Here is a 14,154-nt window from a genome sequence, read left to right as displayed (position 1 = left end):
ATGTATCCCACGATAGAGCCCGCCAAACTGCTGATCGTCGATGACCTGCCAGAAAACCTGCTGGCGCTCGAAGCGCTGGTGCGTAGCGATGTCACGGAGGTCTTCCAGGCCGAGTCGGGCGAGGAGGCGCTGGAGCTCCTGCTTCGCCACGAGTTCGCCCTTGCGATCCTCGATGTGCAGATGCCCGGCATGGACGGCTTCCAGCTAGCAGAAATGATGCGCGGCGCCGAGCGGACCCGGCACATTCCCATCGTTTTCGTCAGCGCTGCAGGGCGCGAGCAGAACTACGCGTTCAAAGGTTACGAATCCGGGGCGGTCGATTTCCTGCAAAAACCGCTGGACGCACATACCGTGCGTAGCAAGGTCAACGTCTTCGTCGAACTGTGGCGACAGCGCAAGCTGCTCAAGACCCAGTTGGGCGAACTCGAACGTAGCCGTCAGGAGCAGGAGCAGCTGCTTGTCGACCTGCGCACGACGCAAAGCGAGCTGCAGCGGGCAATCCGCATGCGCGACGACTTCATGTCAGTGGTTTCCCATGAACTGAAGACGCCGCTCAATACGCTGATCCTCGAAGTGCAGCTGCGGCGCTTGTATCTGGAGAAAGGCAATCTCGATGCCTTCGCCCTGGACCGCCTGCACGCCATGGTGGAAAAGGACGAGCGGCAGATTCGCCGGCTCATGCGTTTGATCGACGACATGCTCGACATAAGCCGTATTCGTACCGGCAAGCTGTCCATTCGCGCGACCGCGCTGAACCTCGCCGACCTGGTGGAAAAGGTGCTGGACAATTTCGCCGCACAGTTCGAACAGTCAGGCAACGAAGTCGTCCGCGAAATCCAGTCGCCGATTATGGGGATGTGGGATGAGTTTCGGATCGAGCAGGTCCTGGCGAACCTGCTGACCAATGCCCTGCGCTACGGGCATGGCAAACCGGTGATGGTCCGTGCCGGGACCAGCGAAGGATTCGCCTGGCTTGAGGTGCAGGACAACGGTGTCGGCATTTCCGCCGAGGACCAGCGTCGCATCTTCAGCCAATTCGAGCGGGCGTCGAGTACGGCCCAGGTGGCCGGTCTCGGGCTCGGCCTGTTCATCGCCGACCAAATCGTCAAGGCGCACGGTGGGCGGATCACCGTACGCAGCCAACCTAATGAAGGTGCGACGTTCCGCATCGAGCTGCCGTTTCACTTATCACTGAGCTAAACCGCCGCCCGGTCATCATGCCCACTCTGGATAGATCAGCCACGCCGCCACCTTTGTGGGAGCGGGTCATGCCCGCGATGATGTCTGTGATGCACAACAAAGCTGCGGGTTGGCACCCGTCCTACGGCAGTCGCGCCCTGTGCTTTCTGTAGGGGCGGCCGGGCGGCGAACCGCTTTAGCCGCCAAGGCGACTAAAGTCGCCCCTACCACAGCGCGACGTCCTGCTTCCGGTGCATGGCGGTACCACCACCGTTTGCCCCACCCCAAAGACTGGCGATGCTTATTCGGTTAGCGCACCATGCGGCTCTTGGCGTTACCATTGCGCCAGTTCCCGCCACTCCTAAATGAACGCATTCATCTGAGAGCCAACCATGCCTGTTTTCGATCACCTGGCGCAGTTGCCAGACGACCCTATCCTCGGCCTTGTCGCGCTGTATGCCAACGATACCCGCGCCAGCAAGATGGACCTGGGCGTGGGCATTTACAAAGATCCGCAAGGCCGCACGCCTGTACTGAAATCAGTCAAAGCTGCCGAGGCCTGGTTGCTGGAAAACGAGAGTAGCAAGGCGTATGTCAGTACGGCGGGCGTTCCTGGTTTCGAAAACGCCATCGTTCCCATCGCGCTTGGCGCCTCTGCTGCGTCTCTCGTGGGTGAGCGTTACGCTGCGATCCAGACCCCCGGTGGTACGGGTGGACTACGGCTGATGGCGGAGTTCCTGACCCGTACTGCGGTGAAAACGGTGTTGGTGGGCGTACCGACCTGGCCGATTCACCAGCCGATCTTCGAGCGTGTCGGGCTCAATGTCAGCACCTGCGCGCATTTGCGAGAGGATGGCACCTTCAATCTTGAAGCGCTGTTGGCCGGTATTTCCGAGCTGAATACGGGCGATGCCGTTCTGTTGCACGCGTGCTGCCACAACCCCACAGGAATCGACCCGACCCGCGAACAGTGGCACGCCATTCTCGACGCGGTGAAAGCCAAGGGCGTCCTGCCCTTGTTCGACATGGCGTACCAGGGCTTTGGCGACGGTCTCGATGAAGATGCGTGGTCGCTGCGGTTGTTCTGCGATGCGTTGCCGGAAGTGCTGGCCAGCGTTTCCTGCTCGAAGAACTTCGGCATCTACCGCGAGCGCACCGGCGCGTTGCTGATCAGCAGCGACAGCACCAAGACGCTGGCCGCCGTTCGCTCACAAGTGATCGACAGCGCGCGCAGCCTGTGGTCGATGCCTCCGTCCCATGGGGGGCAGATCGTCACGCATATTCTTGGCGACGGTGCCTTGAAAGCAAGCTGGCTCGCCGAGCTTAACGAGATGTGCGAGCGCATCAACAGCTTGCGTAATGGCCTGTGCGATGCGCTGAAAGCGATCGACGCGTTCGAGCCGTTCCAGAGTTTGGCCGTACAAAAGGGCATGTTCTCGAGCCTAGGCATGACACCGGAGTACGTCCTGCGCATACGTGAAACCTCCGGTGTGTATTTAGTCGGCAGCGGACGTATCAACGTCTCCGGTCTGTCCGCAGATCGCCTCGATGAGCTTGCCGCAGCGCTGAAGGCTGGGCTCGTCTAAGCAGGCTTAACGCCGACGCAAAAACCGGGATGCGCAATGCATCCCGGGCGTCTCAGCTCAAGGCCGGTCGTAGTGCGGGTGTAACCCGTATTACAAAATCGATCGCCATCATACTGGTCGCAGCCCGGCTGGCTCCTACAGGTGCAGAGCGCCTGCCCTTCGAGGAACCCTTCTGACCATTGAACCTAGGGCTTCAATTCACGAAACATTGGTCGGTATCGGCAACGATCAGCGTTGCCATCCACGCAACAAAAAAGTCCGAATCCTTTATTGGAGGTGATGCCTGAGCCTCCCCATACTCGGTCGAAGAACGCACGCCCTCTCTGGACGTGCGGTGATCACCGATCCGGGGGGAAGGTCATGGGGTTGAACGTAGGCGTCATCGGACTTGGCAACATGGGTGGGAACATGGCGATTACGCTGGCACGCAAGGGTGTGAGCGTAATTGGACTGGACCCTTCCGAACTGGCGCGTAGTCGCGTTGCTGCAGAGGGCGTGAGTCTTGCCGAGGGGCTGCAAGATCTCGCCGCCCGTTGCGAAGTGATCGTGCTGTCGCTGCCCAAGGCCGAGCATGTCGAAGCCGTTTGCCTGGGTGAGAAAGGCCTGGCGAGGCTGGTCAAGGCCGGTGCGGTCATCGTAGACACCACGACGTCCACACCGGATACCAGCCGCAAGGTGGCCGCCGTCTTCGCCGAGAACGGCGCCGATTTCCTCGACGCGCCCGTTTCAGGCGGTCCGGCAGGTGCAGCCGCTGGCACCATGACCATGGTCATCGGTGGTTGTGAAGAAGCGCTGACCAAGGTCATGCCCGTACTGGAAGCCATGAGTACCACTCGCGTGCACGTCGGTGACGTCGGTGCCGGCAACATCGCCAAGATCGCCAACAACCTGTTGGCGGCTGCGCATCTCATCACCACCGCGGAAGCGGTTTCCATGGCGGCCAAGGCCGGCGTCTCTCCCGAGAAACTCATCGAAGGCATTAATGCCGGTTCGGGTCGTAGCGGGGCCAGCCAGGGCATGTTCCCGACCTGGGTGCTGAACAAAGCCTACAACTCCGGCTTCACCATGGGCCTGATGCGCAAGGATGTCGGCCTCGCCAAGGATCTGATCGCCGAACTCGGCCTCGATCTACCGCTGGCGGCCGCTACTGCTGAGGCCTGGGCCGCCAGCGCCGAGACGCTACCGGATAGCGACGATTTCTGCTGCATCGTGCAGCGCACTGACGAACAGCTGTTCGGCAAGGGGGAATGACGGATGAACAATGATCAGGTACTGGCACTGCTGAAAGAGTTCTGGGGTGACCGGAATCAGGTGGCGAGCTATGTCGATGGCCGCTTCGTCGACGGTAAGGGCGAGTCCATCACCGTCCGTAACGCCCATGACGACAGCGTCGCCTATGAATACCCGGACGCGGACGCGTCCGTCGTCACCCTGGCCGATGACGCTGCGAAGCGGGCCCGCGTCGAATGGAACGCACTGACGGCGCAGGCGCGCGGGCGAATTATCTACCGCATCGGCGCGTTGATCCGCGAAGAGGCCGAAACGCTGGCGGTGCTGGAATCGGTGACGTCCAACAAGCCGATCCGTGATGCCCGTGTCGAGGTGATCAAGGTCGCGGAGATGTTCGAGTACTACGCCGGCTGGGCCGACAAGCTGCACGGCGAAGTCATTCCGGTGCCGACTACACACCTCAATTACGTGACCTATGAACCACTGGGTACCGTGTTGCAGATCACTCCGTGGAACGCGCCGATCTTCACCGGCGGCTGGCAGATCGCGCCGGCGATCACAGCCGGTAACGCGGTGATCCTCAAGCCTTCCGAGCTGACCCCGGTCACGTCGCTGCTGCTCGGTGTGCTGGTTGAGCGCGCGGGTGCGCCGAAAGGCTTGGTCAACGTCCTCGCGGGCTACGGCCACACTGTGGGCCAGCAGGTCATCGCGAAGGCTGATATCCGCAAGGTCGTCTTCGTCGGCTCGCCCGCGACCGGACGCCACATCGCCGCGGCCGCCGCACAGCGCTGCATTCCAGTGGTACTGGAGCTGGGCGGCAAGTCAGCCAATATCGTCTTCGACGACGCAGACCTGGACCTCGCCGTGAAGGGCGCGCAGGCCGCGATTTTCTCCGGTGCCGGGCAGAGCTGCGTATCGGGCTCGCGTTTGCTGGTGCAGGAGTCCGTCTACGAGCGCTTCATCCAGGCAGTGGCGCGCGCGGCCAGCCAGTTCAAGGTGGGCGATCCGTCCGATCCAGAAACCCAGATCGGCCCGATCCATAACGCCAAGCAGTACACCCATGTGAAGCGCATGGTCGAAGCCGCGCTCGGCGATGGTGCCAAGCACGTGGAAAACGGCGTCGAGCCGCTGCCCGCAGGCGCTGGCTACTACGTGAATCCGACGGTATTAGCGGGTGACAACGCGCTGGCCTGTGCGCAAGAAGAAATCTTCGGTCCCGTGGTCGTTGCCATTCCGTTCAAAGATGAAGCCGACGCTATCCGCATCGCCAATGACAGCCGCTTCGGCCTCGCTGGTGCAGTCTGGACACGTGATGTTGGCCGCGCTCATCGCGTTGCACGGGCCGTTCGCGCTGGTACGTTCTGGGTCAATGGCTACAAGACGATTCACGTCAGCTCGCCATTCGGCGGTTACGGCGAGAGCGGCTATGGCCGCTCGTCGGGCCTGGACGCCTTGCGTGAATACAGCGAGGTCAAGAGTGTATGGGTCGAGACGGCCGCGACGCCGGTGGCCGGTTTTGGCTACGGTGCGAGCCTGGAGTGAACATGGGTATTTCCGAATCGCTGTTGAACGACGCCCGAATGTGGCGTCGTGAGTTCCACGCGAATCCTGAACTGGGCTTCGTCGAGCACCAGACCTCCGCGCGCGTCGCACAGTTGCTGGAAGGCTTTGGGCTCGAGGTCCATCGTGGCTTGGGCGGTACCGGGGTGGTGGGCGTTCTGCGCACGGGCGATGGCCCGTCCATTGGCCTGCGTGCGGATATGGATGCGCTACCGATTCAGGAGCTGGGCGAGAGCGACCATCGTTCGACGGCAAAAGGTTGCATGCACGCCTGCGGCCACGACGGGCATACGGCGATCTTGTTGGCGACCGCACGCTACCTGAGCGAAAACCGGGATTTTATCGGGACGGTCTACTTCGTCTTCCAGCCCGCCGAGGAAAACCTCGGTGGCGCGCAGAAGATGATCGACGATGGCCTGTTCGAGCGCTTTCCCATGCAGGCCATCTACGGCCTGCATAACTGGCCGGGATTGCCTGCCGGAAAAGTCGCGGTCAATCCGGGCGCGATGATGGCTTCGTTGGATACCTTCGAGATCACCCTGACCGGTAAGGGCTGCCACGCGGCCATGCCAGATCGCGGGCTCGATCCGATCGTCGCCGCGGCGGACCTGATCCTGCAGCTGCAAACCATCGTCGCGCGGCGGATCTCGCCGCTGGCGTCTGCCGTGGTTAGCGTGACCATGGTCGAGGCGGGCGAGGCGATCAACGTGATCCCCGAAGTCGCTCGCCTGAAAGGCACCGTGCGTTGCCTGGATGGTGCGGTGCGGGCGCAGGTCGAGTCGTTGATGGGCGAGATCGTGGCACATGCATCGGCCGGACAGGGCGTGAAGGCGCAGCTGGATTACACGCAGGGTTATCCGGTGACGCAGAACCATCCTGAACAGGCTGCGCGCGCGCTACAGGCGGCCGTATCGGTCTTCGGTGAGGCGCAGACCATCGGCAGCATTCCACCCTCGATGGCGTCCGAAGATTTCGCCTTCATGCTGCAGGCTCGGCCTGGTGCGTACCTATGGCTAGGCGTGGATGGCGAGCAGCCTTCGGCGCCGCTGCACAACCCGTTCTATGACTTCAATGATGCGGTCATCGAGCCTGGCGTGCGGTTATGGGCTGAGCTGGTACGGCAGGAGTTGTCGGTTCGGTAATTGTGGCGCCTTCGAAGGTCAATCACGGGCATGGCCCGCTCCCACGATAGGAGAATCATCCTGTGGGAGCGGGCCATGCCCGCGATGCGATTTCGCGGCTGAAGCCGCCCCTACAGCGAGCAGGGATGCCGATGCACATCGCTCATGACTGTAGGGGGGGCGGGTGATGATCCTCTTTAGCCGCCCGCGATGTTGAAGGATGACGCCTTTGCCAAAGCGCCTCCTTATCCCCGAAACGCCGTCATTCGCTGGGTCATGTTCGTCAACAATTCATCCGCCGCGCGGCTGAGGCGTCTTCCCAGGCGCGTGATCAGCTCGGCGTGCGGGCCGGCGAACCCCTTGTCCGCCAACGGTATGGCTTTCAACGTGCCGCTTTGAATTTCATGGGCTGCGGCAAAGGCCGGTAATAGCGTGACGCCGCCCTGTTGGGCATAGCGCTTGCTGACAGTGAAGGTGTTGCATGTCAGCGTGGGCTGGAGCCGCACCCCAGAACGGTGCACCACAGCCTCGACCATCTGGCGAATACCGTAGGAAATGTCCGGAAGGGCGAGGCGGTGCTCACTCAATGCCTGCAGCGTGATTTGCGTATCGGGCGTCTGGGACAGCGGATGATCTGGCGCGACCAGCGCGTATAGAGGCTGTGGGCGGCTGACATGCGTTCGCAGGCTGGGATGTTTCGGCGGGTTGAACACCAGGCCGATGTGCGCTTCGTCTTCGGTGACCTCGCGGATCACTTCGTTGGTGCCGACCACGTTGACCCGCAGCTCGATCTCCGGATGCCGCGCGGAAAAATCGCCCAGCGTCAGTGACAGGTCATCGATGAATCCTTCGCCGATCGCCAGAGTGACGGTCCCTGTCCGCAGCCCCTGCAGGTCTGAGATGGCATCCAGCAGTCCATCGAGCTGGGTCTGGCGCAGGCGAAAGTATTCCAGCACCAGTCGGCCTTCCTCGGTGGGGGTAACGCCACGGCGATGCCGCTCGATCAGATCGACTCCGAGCTCGGCTTCGACCTGGGCGATCTGGCGACTGACCGCGGATGGCGCGATATCCAAGGCATCCGCAGCGGCGCGTACGCTGCCCAGGCGGACCGCTTCGACGAAGTAGTGAAGACGTTGTTCATGGATAGCGCGCATACCTGCAACCCTCGATCAGTGTTCTGTTTAACGCAACAGAAAATGCCGGATCGATTATTGGAGAGACACGAAGGCGCTGTCCATACTCCGGCCTGATCAGCCACGGCGCCACGTCCTACCTCACACCAAAGGTCGCTGGGTTTGCTCTCCTGCTGTGCCACTCGTTAAGCGATTCGCCCTTAGAGGCGGGGCTGAATGGCACGCATCACGCCAACAGGCGGGAGCTTTGATTCTGCCCAGCGAGCACTGACTCGCGAACTGCCGATATAACTAAACCGAGCCCATGCTACGGGCCGCAGGGGGAAGAATGAGCGCGCATCCAACATTGGCCATGGGCCAGGACAGTGCCGTTAGCGACACCGTGAAGCTTTATTTCTGGGCAGCGGTCGTGCTGCTGATCGCGGAGCTCATCGGCTCCATCAGCATTCCGCTCGGACCTGGCAAGGTGGTCTTGCTACCCATGATATGGGCGCTGTTGTTGGGCGCGGGTATCGGTCTCGCCTACAAGCGTATGCCAGCGCCGCTGGCGGTCAGTCGCGCCGCACAAGTCCGTTCGGCCACCATCCTGCAATACGCGCTGCTGGTATTTATCGCCAAACTCGGCCTGGTAGTCGGCGGCTCGCTACCTACCGTGGTCGCCGCCGGTTGGGCGTTGGCCTTTCAGGAACTGGGGCACTTCGTCGGCACCATCATGTTGGGTCTTCCCGTCGCGCTGCTCTTGGGTATTAAGCGTGAAGCCGTCGGCGCCACGTTCTCCGTCGGACGCGAGCCCAGCCTTGCGATCATTGGTGAGCGCTTCGGCATGGATTCCCCGGAAGGCCGTGGCGTGCTGGCGGAGTACTTGACCGGCACGCTGATCGGCGCGGTGTTCATGGCCGTGGTCGCGGGCTTCATCGCCAGCTTGAACATCTTCCATCCGTATTCACTGGCGATGGGCGCGGGTATCGGCTCGGGCAGCATCATGGCGGCCGCAGCGGGCGCTGTCGCAGCGCAGCAGACGCCGGAAGTGGCCAAGGAAGTGATGGCGCTCGCCGCCGCCGCGAACCTCATCACCACCACGCTTGGCACCTACTTCACGCTGTTCATTTCGCTGCCGCTCGCCATTTGGGGCTATCGAGTGCTGGAGCCGCTGATCGGTCGCACGACGAAGGCATCCAACGCCAGCAGCGCCGTCACCGAAGACGTCGTGGACGAGCCGGTGGAGCTGGGCTGGGGCGGCCGTTTCAGTGCCTGGTTCGCTGCCGGTGCGTTGGCCCTGCTGGCTAACTACGTCGCCGCGAACGTGCTGTCACCGGCGGCCTTCCTTGGCGTCGCCGTGATGATCGCTTCTGCCTTTATTGGTGAGCTGCTGTGCCAGCTGTTCCGCCGCAAAGTGCCGGCCGTGTGTTGGGTATCGTTGGTGGCCATGTACATGACCTCGCCCTGGTGCCCGCTCTCACCGCAAATCACCGAAGCGGCCAACGCCGTCGGCATCATGGCGGTGATCACCCCGATGCTGGCGTTTGCGGGTCTTTCCATTGCCAAGGACATTCCTGCGTTCCGCCGTCTTGGATGGCGTATCGTGCTGGTGTCCCTGACTGCAGGCTTCGGCACCTTCATCGGCGCGGTGTTCATCGCCGAGCTGTTCCATTGATGCGTGTTTGACCGAGTCCCAAGCCGGCCTTAGTAGCCGGCTTTTTTGTGGCGGGCGCGCACTATCATCGTGCGATGACGCACTTCGATCGCACGGTATGTGAAACCTGAAAGAAATTGGTTCGGCCAACGGTGAACCATTGCCCGGTATCGCCGAACGAGCAACGTGCGACTGCGCGAAATTCTTCCTTTCAATCATGCACGTCAACCAATTCGCTGCTTCGCTTGTTAGGCGAATAAGGTGAACCAATCCCAATTGGCATCACCATTGCTATCGCTACTTCCACCAAGAACAGTCCCTGCTATCGCGTGAATGCGCGTCTGTAGGGGGCGCTTCAGGAGTACCGCGATGCAAAGGTTCGAAGCCGACTCGCCGGCAGGCGATTCGTCGCAAGTGGCATTGGATGCTTTGCGCCAGTTGGTGGTGCAGCAGGCCTCGTTCCCGCAGCGACCCCTACCTCCAGAACGTGACCTTGCCACCGATTTCGGCGTTAGCCGACGTTCCGTACGCCGGGCGCTGGCTGTGCTTGAAGCCGAAGGGCAGGTCTGGCGCAGGCAGGGTAAGGGCACCTTCGTCGGCCCTACACCGCCCAGTGCCGCGTTGAATGTTTCCCGCCTCGCCAATCGCACCAACTATGCCGAAGTGATGGAAGCGCGTTTGCACCTCGAGCCGTCACTCGCGGCCTTGGCCGCCGTGCGGGCCAGCCGTGAGCAGATCGCGATGCTGCGCCGGATGGTGGAACGCACCGCCCGACAGCAGGACACCGAGCCGACCGATGCCGAAAGCCTCGAGCTGTGGGACGGCGCGCTGCATCGCTGCATCGCGGAGGCGGCCGGTAACCGACTGCTACTGGATATCTTCGAAGTCCTCGACGCCATTCGCCGGGACCCAGGTTGGCGCGATCTACGCCAGCGCGCCCGCAATCAAGACCGTCTGGACGGCTACGGCGATGACCACGACGACATCATCGGCGCCATCGAGCAACGCGACCCCGCCCGGGCCGCCGAAGCCATGCGCGGGCACCTGCGGGCGCTACAACGCGCGCTGCAGAACGTCATCAATACCGAGGTGGATAGCGGCCTATGAACGATCTTGTGCTCGATGTCCGTGACCTGACGGTGCGGTTCGCTGGTGCGCCGGCCAACGTGGTCGACGGGTTGTCCTTTTCCATTCGCGCTGGGCAGACGCTCGCGGTCGTCGGCGAGTCCGGTTGCGGAAAGAGCGTGAGCTCGTTGGCCCTGATGGGCCTCTTGCCCGCGACGGCGCGGGTGGATGCGCAGGCGCTGACCCTGTTGGGTGAGTCGCTGCTGGATATGAACGAACGTCGTCGCCTGGACCTGCGTGGAAATCGTGTGGCGATGATCTTTCAGGAGCCAATGACGTCATTGAACCCGGCGTTCACCATTGGTGAGCAGATCGCAGAAAGTGTTGTACGGCACCAGAAGGTGTCCGCCGACAACGCCCGTCGTCGGGCGCTGGAGATGCTCGATCGCGTGCGTATTCCTGCGGCGCAGCAGCGGCTCGCGGCCTATCCGCACGAGCTTTCGGGTGGCATGCGCCAGCGCGCCATGATCGCCATGGCGCTGGCCAACGATCCCGCCCTGATCATCGCGGATGAGCCGACAACGGCGCTCGACGTGACCATCCAGGCGCAGATCCTCGCGCTGATCGCCGAGCTGCAACGTGAGAGCGGTACGGCGGTGATGCTCATCACTCACGACCTCGGCGTCGTGGCGGAGGTCGCCAATGACGTCGCGGTGATGTATGCCGGCCGCGTCGTCGAACATGCATCAGTGAACGCCATCTTCGACGACCCCCAGCACCCCTACACCATTGGACTGATGGGATCGATGCCGTCTTCCGGGCCACGCGAAGGTCGGCTATCGACCATCGGCGGGCGTGTACCGACGCCTGCAGAAATGCCGGAAGGCTGCCGCTTTGCCACACGTTGCCCGTTCGCTATCGCGCCCTGTCGGGCGGCACGGCCACCGTTGTCCGCACTCGCGGCCGGACATGACGCCGCCTGCATTCGCGCGCCTCTGGAAAATCACGTGGGAGTTTCAGCATGAGCCGCGACCCTTCCATTACCCTGGCTCGCGAGGTGCCGATTCTCGAGGGGATCGGTCTTCGCAAGCATTTCGGCGGCACGCGTCGCCTGATCGGTCGCAGCAGCCCGACGGTACAGGCGGTGAACGACGTATCGCTGAGCGTGCGCCGCGGTGAGACCTTGGCGCTGGTCGGCGAGTCCGGCTCCGGCAAGTCGACTCTCGGACGTCTGTTGGTGAACCTGTTGTCGCCAACCGCCGGCGATGTGTTTTACGAAGGGCGCAACCTCGGCAACCTGCCGCCAGCGCGGCTCAATCAGATTCGCCGCGAATTGCAGATCATCTTCCAGGATCCGTTCTCGTCGCTGAACCCACGCATGAGCGTCGAGGCCATCGTTGGCGAGCCGATCTGGTTGCACGGCCAGCAAAACCGGCGCGAGCGCCAGGAGCGGGTCGTCGAACTGCTCAGAACCGTAGGCCTGGCGCCGGAACTCGCGTCACGCTATCCCCACGAGTTCTCCGGCGGTCAGCGCCAGCGTATTGGGATCGCGAGAGCCCTGGCATCGGGGCCGAAACTGATTCTCGGTGACGAGCCGGTTTCGGCGCTGGACGTTTCGGTACAAGCTCAGGTGGTCAATCTGCTGGAAGACCTGAAGACGCGCTTCGAGCTGACCCTGGTCATCGTCGCCCACGGGCTTTCGGTCATCCGCCACATGAGCGACCGCGTCGCAGTGATGTACCTCGGCGAAATCGTCGAACTGGCGCCGGTGGATGACCTGTTCGACGCGCCGCTGCACCCCTACACGCAGGCGTTGATGGCCGCCGTGCCGGTGAGCCATCCCTCACAACGTCGTCCTCGGACACTGCTCGGCGGCGACATGCCGAGCCCGACCGCACCACCGTCTGGTTGCCGCTTCCACACCCGCTGCCCGCATGCACGCGCGTTGTGCCGTGAGGTCGCGCCCGCGTTCGAGGAGGTGGGCGGCGCCCGGCGCGTGGCTTGCCATTTCTGGCAGGAAATCGCCAACGCCGGCGGGGACCGCTTGCTTGCGCCCGCGCCCATGCCCGCTTTGCGCAAGCGCCTGCATCTGTTCAACAGCCATTCGAACTAGCCCTGGGAGAATCGTCGTGAATATCTTCAGAATGACCGCAGGAGCACTGCTCCTCATGCTTGCGGCACCCTCGTTCGGCCAAAGCCAGAGCGTATTGCGCATTGGCCTTCAAGACGATCCGGACGTACTCGATCCGCACCGTTCCCGGACATACGCCGGGCGCATCGTGTACGCCGGCCTGTGCGACAAACTGGTCGAAGTCACTCCGAAATTGACCTTCGAGCCACGGCTGGCCACCGAGTGGAGCTGGAGCGACGACGAGAAGACGCTGACACTCTCGCTACGCGACGGGGTGACCTTTCACGATGGCGAGCCGTTCGACGCCGCAGCAGTGAAAGCCAATCTCGACCGCGCACGCACGCTGCCGGAATCGTTGCGCAAGAGCGAGTTGGCCTCGATCGACACTGTCGAGGTCATCGATCCAATGACCGTGGCGCTCAAACTCAAGGCGCCCGATGCCACGCTGATCTCACAGTTGTCGGACCGCGCCGGCATGATGCTTTCGCCCAAAGCCTTCGCCACGGAGGGGAGCTACACGCCGATCTGCTCCGGGCCCTACGCGTTCGAGCAGCGGGTCCAGCAGGATCGCATCGTGCTCACGCGGTTCGAGGGTTACTGGAACAAGGACGCCTATCACTTCGACAAAGTGATCTACCTGCCTATTCCGGATACCTCCGTTCGCCTGGCGAACCTGCGTTCAGGCGATCTGGACGTGATCGAGCGTACTGCGCCAAGCGACGTGAAAAGTGTGGAGAGCGACAGCCGCCTGCAGCTCTTCAACACGCCGGGCCTCGGGTTCGCGCAGATCTACATCAACACCAATCATGGCGACCGGGCAAAGAATCCGCTCGGGCAGGACAAGCGTGTACGGCAGGCGTTCGAGTTGACGCTGGACCGCAACGCCATCAATCAGGTCGTGTTCGAAGGTCTCTATGCGCCGACGAACCAACCCTTCGCCATGAGCAGCCCCTACCACGACGACGCATTGACCATGCATGAGCGCGACCCCGCACGTAGCCAGGCATTGTTGGCCGAGGCTGGGGTGAAGACGCCGCTGAACGTGCAGCTCACCGTGGCGAACAATCCCATTGGCCAGCAGGTGGGGCAGATCGTCCAGGCGATGGCAGCAGAGGGCGGCTTCCAGGTGAGTCTGCAAACGACCGAAATGGCGACGCTGCTCAGCGAACAGCAAGCCGGCAACTACCAGGCGAGCCTGTTTCCCTGGTCCGGCCGGCCAGATCCGGATGGCAACATCCACCAGTTCGTGACCTGCAAGGGCACGCAGAACGACGGCCGCTACTGCAACGCCAAGGTGGATGAGCTCCTTAACGAGGCACGTTCGGTGAATGACGAGTCCCGGCGCAAGGAATTGTATCGCGAGGCGATGGCAATCATTGCCGATGAGCTGCCCCTCATCTACCTCTACTTCGACCCACGCATCATCGCGATGACCGCGAAGCTACAGGGGTTCGTACCGCATCCAGACGGCCTGATCCGGCTGAACGATCTCAGGCTCCAGTAAGCAGGGTGGCCC

General features: G+C 62.5%; 11 protein-coding genes. 10 read left to right on the top strand and 1 reads right to left on the bottom strand.

Going from position 1 to position 14,154, the window contains the following annotated elements; genetic code table 11:
* The 5 genes from IEY47_RS03330 (at position 1) to IEY47_RS03310 (ending at position 6,697) form a co-directional block, all read left to right on the top strand.
* On the top strand, positions 1-1,200 hold the full coding sequence (locus tag IEY47_RS03330) for a hybrid sensor histidine kinase/response regulator (RefSeq protein WP_188981707.1): 1,200 nt from the start codon (positions 1-3) through the stop codon (positions 1,198-1,200).
* A 371-nt stretch (positions 1,201-1,571) separates the two neighbouring features.
* The gene (locus tag IEY47_RS03325; RefSeq protein WP_188981706.1) at positions 1,572-2,765 is read left to right on the top strand and encodes an amino acid aminotransferase; all 1,194 of its coding nucleotides are present in this window, start codon (positions 1,572-1,574) and stop codon (positions 2,763-2,765) included.
* Positions 2,766-3,125: 360 nt separating this feature from the next.
* Positions 3,126-4,016, top strand: coding sequence for an NAD(P)-dependent oxidoreductase (locus IEY47_RS03320; protein ID WP_229779139.1), 891 nt, complete (start codon positions 3,126-3,128; stop codon positions 4,014-4,016).
* A gap of 3 nt (positions 4,017-4,019) precedes the next feature.
* Entirely contained in the window at positions 4,020-5,537 is a 1,518-nt protein-coding gene (locus IEY47_RS03315) for an aldehyde dehydrogenase family protein (protein ID WP_188981704.1), read from the top strand.
* 2 nt (positions 5,538-5,539) lie between these two features.
* On the top strand, positions 5,540-6,697 hold the full coding sequence (locus IEY47_RS03310; RefSeq protein ID WP_188981703.1) for a M20 aminoacylase family protein: 1,158 nt from the start codon (positions 5,540-5,542) through the stop codon (positions 6,695-6,697).
* 224 nt (positions 6,698-6,921) lie between these two features.
* On the opposite strand, the gene IEY47_RS03305 is transcribed toward IEY47_RS03310, so the two are convergent.
* Positions 6,922-7,830: a LysR family transcriptional regulator gene (locus IEY47_RS03305; protein ID WP_188981702.1), complete on the bottom strand. Its 909-nt coding sequence runs from the start codon at positions 7,828-7,830 to the stop codon at positions 6,922-6,924.
* Positions 7,831-8,137: 307 nt separating this feature from the next.
* On the opposite strand from IEY47_RS03305, the gene IEY47_RS03300 reads away from it, so the two are divergent.
* The 5 genes from IEY47_RS03300 to IEY47_RS03280 all read left to right on the top strand — a co-directional run bounded on the left by IEY47_RS03300 (position 8,138) and on the right by IEY47_RS03280 (position 14,142).
* Positions 8,138-9,463, top strand: coding sequence for a DUF3100 domain-containing protein (locus IEY47_RS03300; protein ID WP_188981701.1), 1,326 nt, complete (start codon positions 8,138-8,140; stop codon positions 9,461-9,463).
* Positions 9,464-9,811: 348 nt separating this feature from the next.
* Positions 9,812-10,549, top strand: a complete 738-nt coding sequence (locus IEY47_RS03295) for a FadR/GntR family transcriptional regulator (protein WP_188981700.1) — start codon at positions 9,812-9,814, stop codon at positions 10,547-10,549.
* On the top strand, positions 10,546-11,532 hold the full coding sequence (locus IEY47_RS03290; protein WP_188981699.1) for an ABC transporter ATP-binding protein: 987 nt from the start codon (positions 10,546-10,548) through the stop codon (positions 11,530-11,532). Before IEY47_RS03295 ends, IEY47_RS03290 begins: the two co-directional genes overlap by 4 nt.
* Entirely contained in the window at positions 11,529-12,620 is a 1,092-nt protein-coding gene (locus IEY47_RS03285; protein ID WP_188981698.1) for an ABC transporter ATP-binding protein, read from the top strand. Before IEY47_RS03290 ends, IEY47_RS03285 begins: the two co-directional genes overlap by 4 nt.
* 31 nt (positions 12,621-12,651) lie before the next feature.
* Complete coding sequence (locus tag IEY47_RS03280; protein ID WP_373293510.1) at positions 12,652-14,142, top strand: ABC transporter substrate-binding protein; 1,491 nt, start codon at positions 12,652-12,654, stop codon at positions 14,140-14,142.
* Positions 14,143-14,154 lie beyond the last annotated feature (12 nt).

Origin of the sequence: Pseudomonas matsuisoli, from assembly GCF_014647635.1 — a bacterium.
In the GTDB taxonomy this organism is placed as follows: Bacteria; Pseudomonadota; Gammaproteobacteria; order Pseudomonadales; family Pseudomonadaceae; genus Pseudomonas_P; species Pseudomonas_P matsuisoli.
This window is presented reverse-complemented; position numbering and strand designations above follow the sequence as displayed.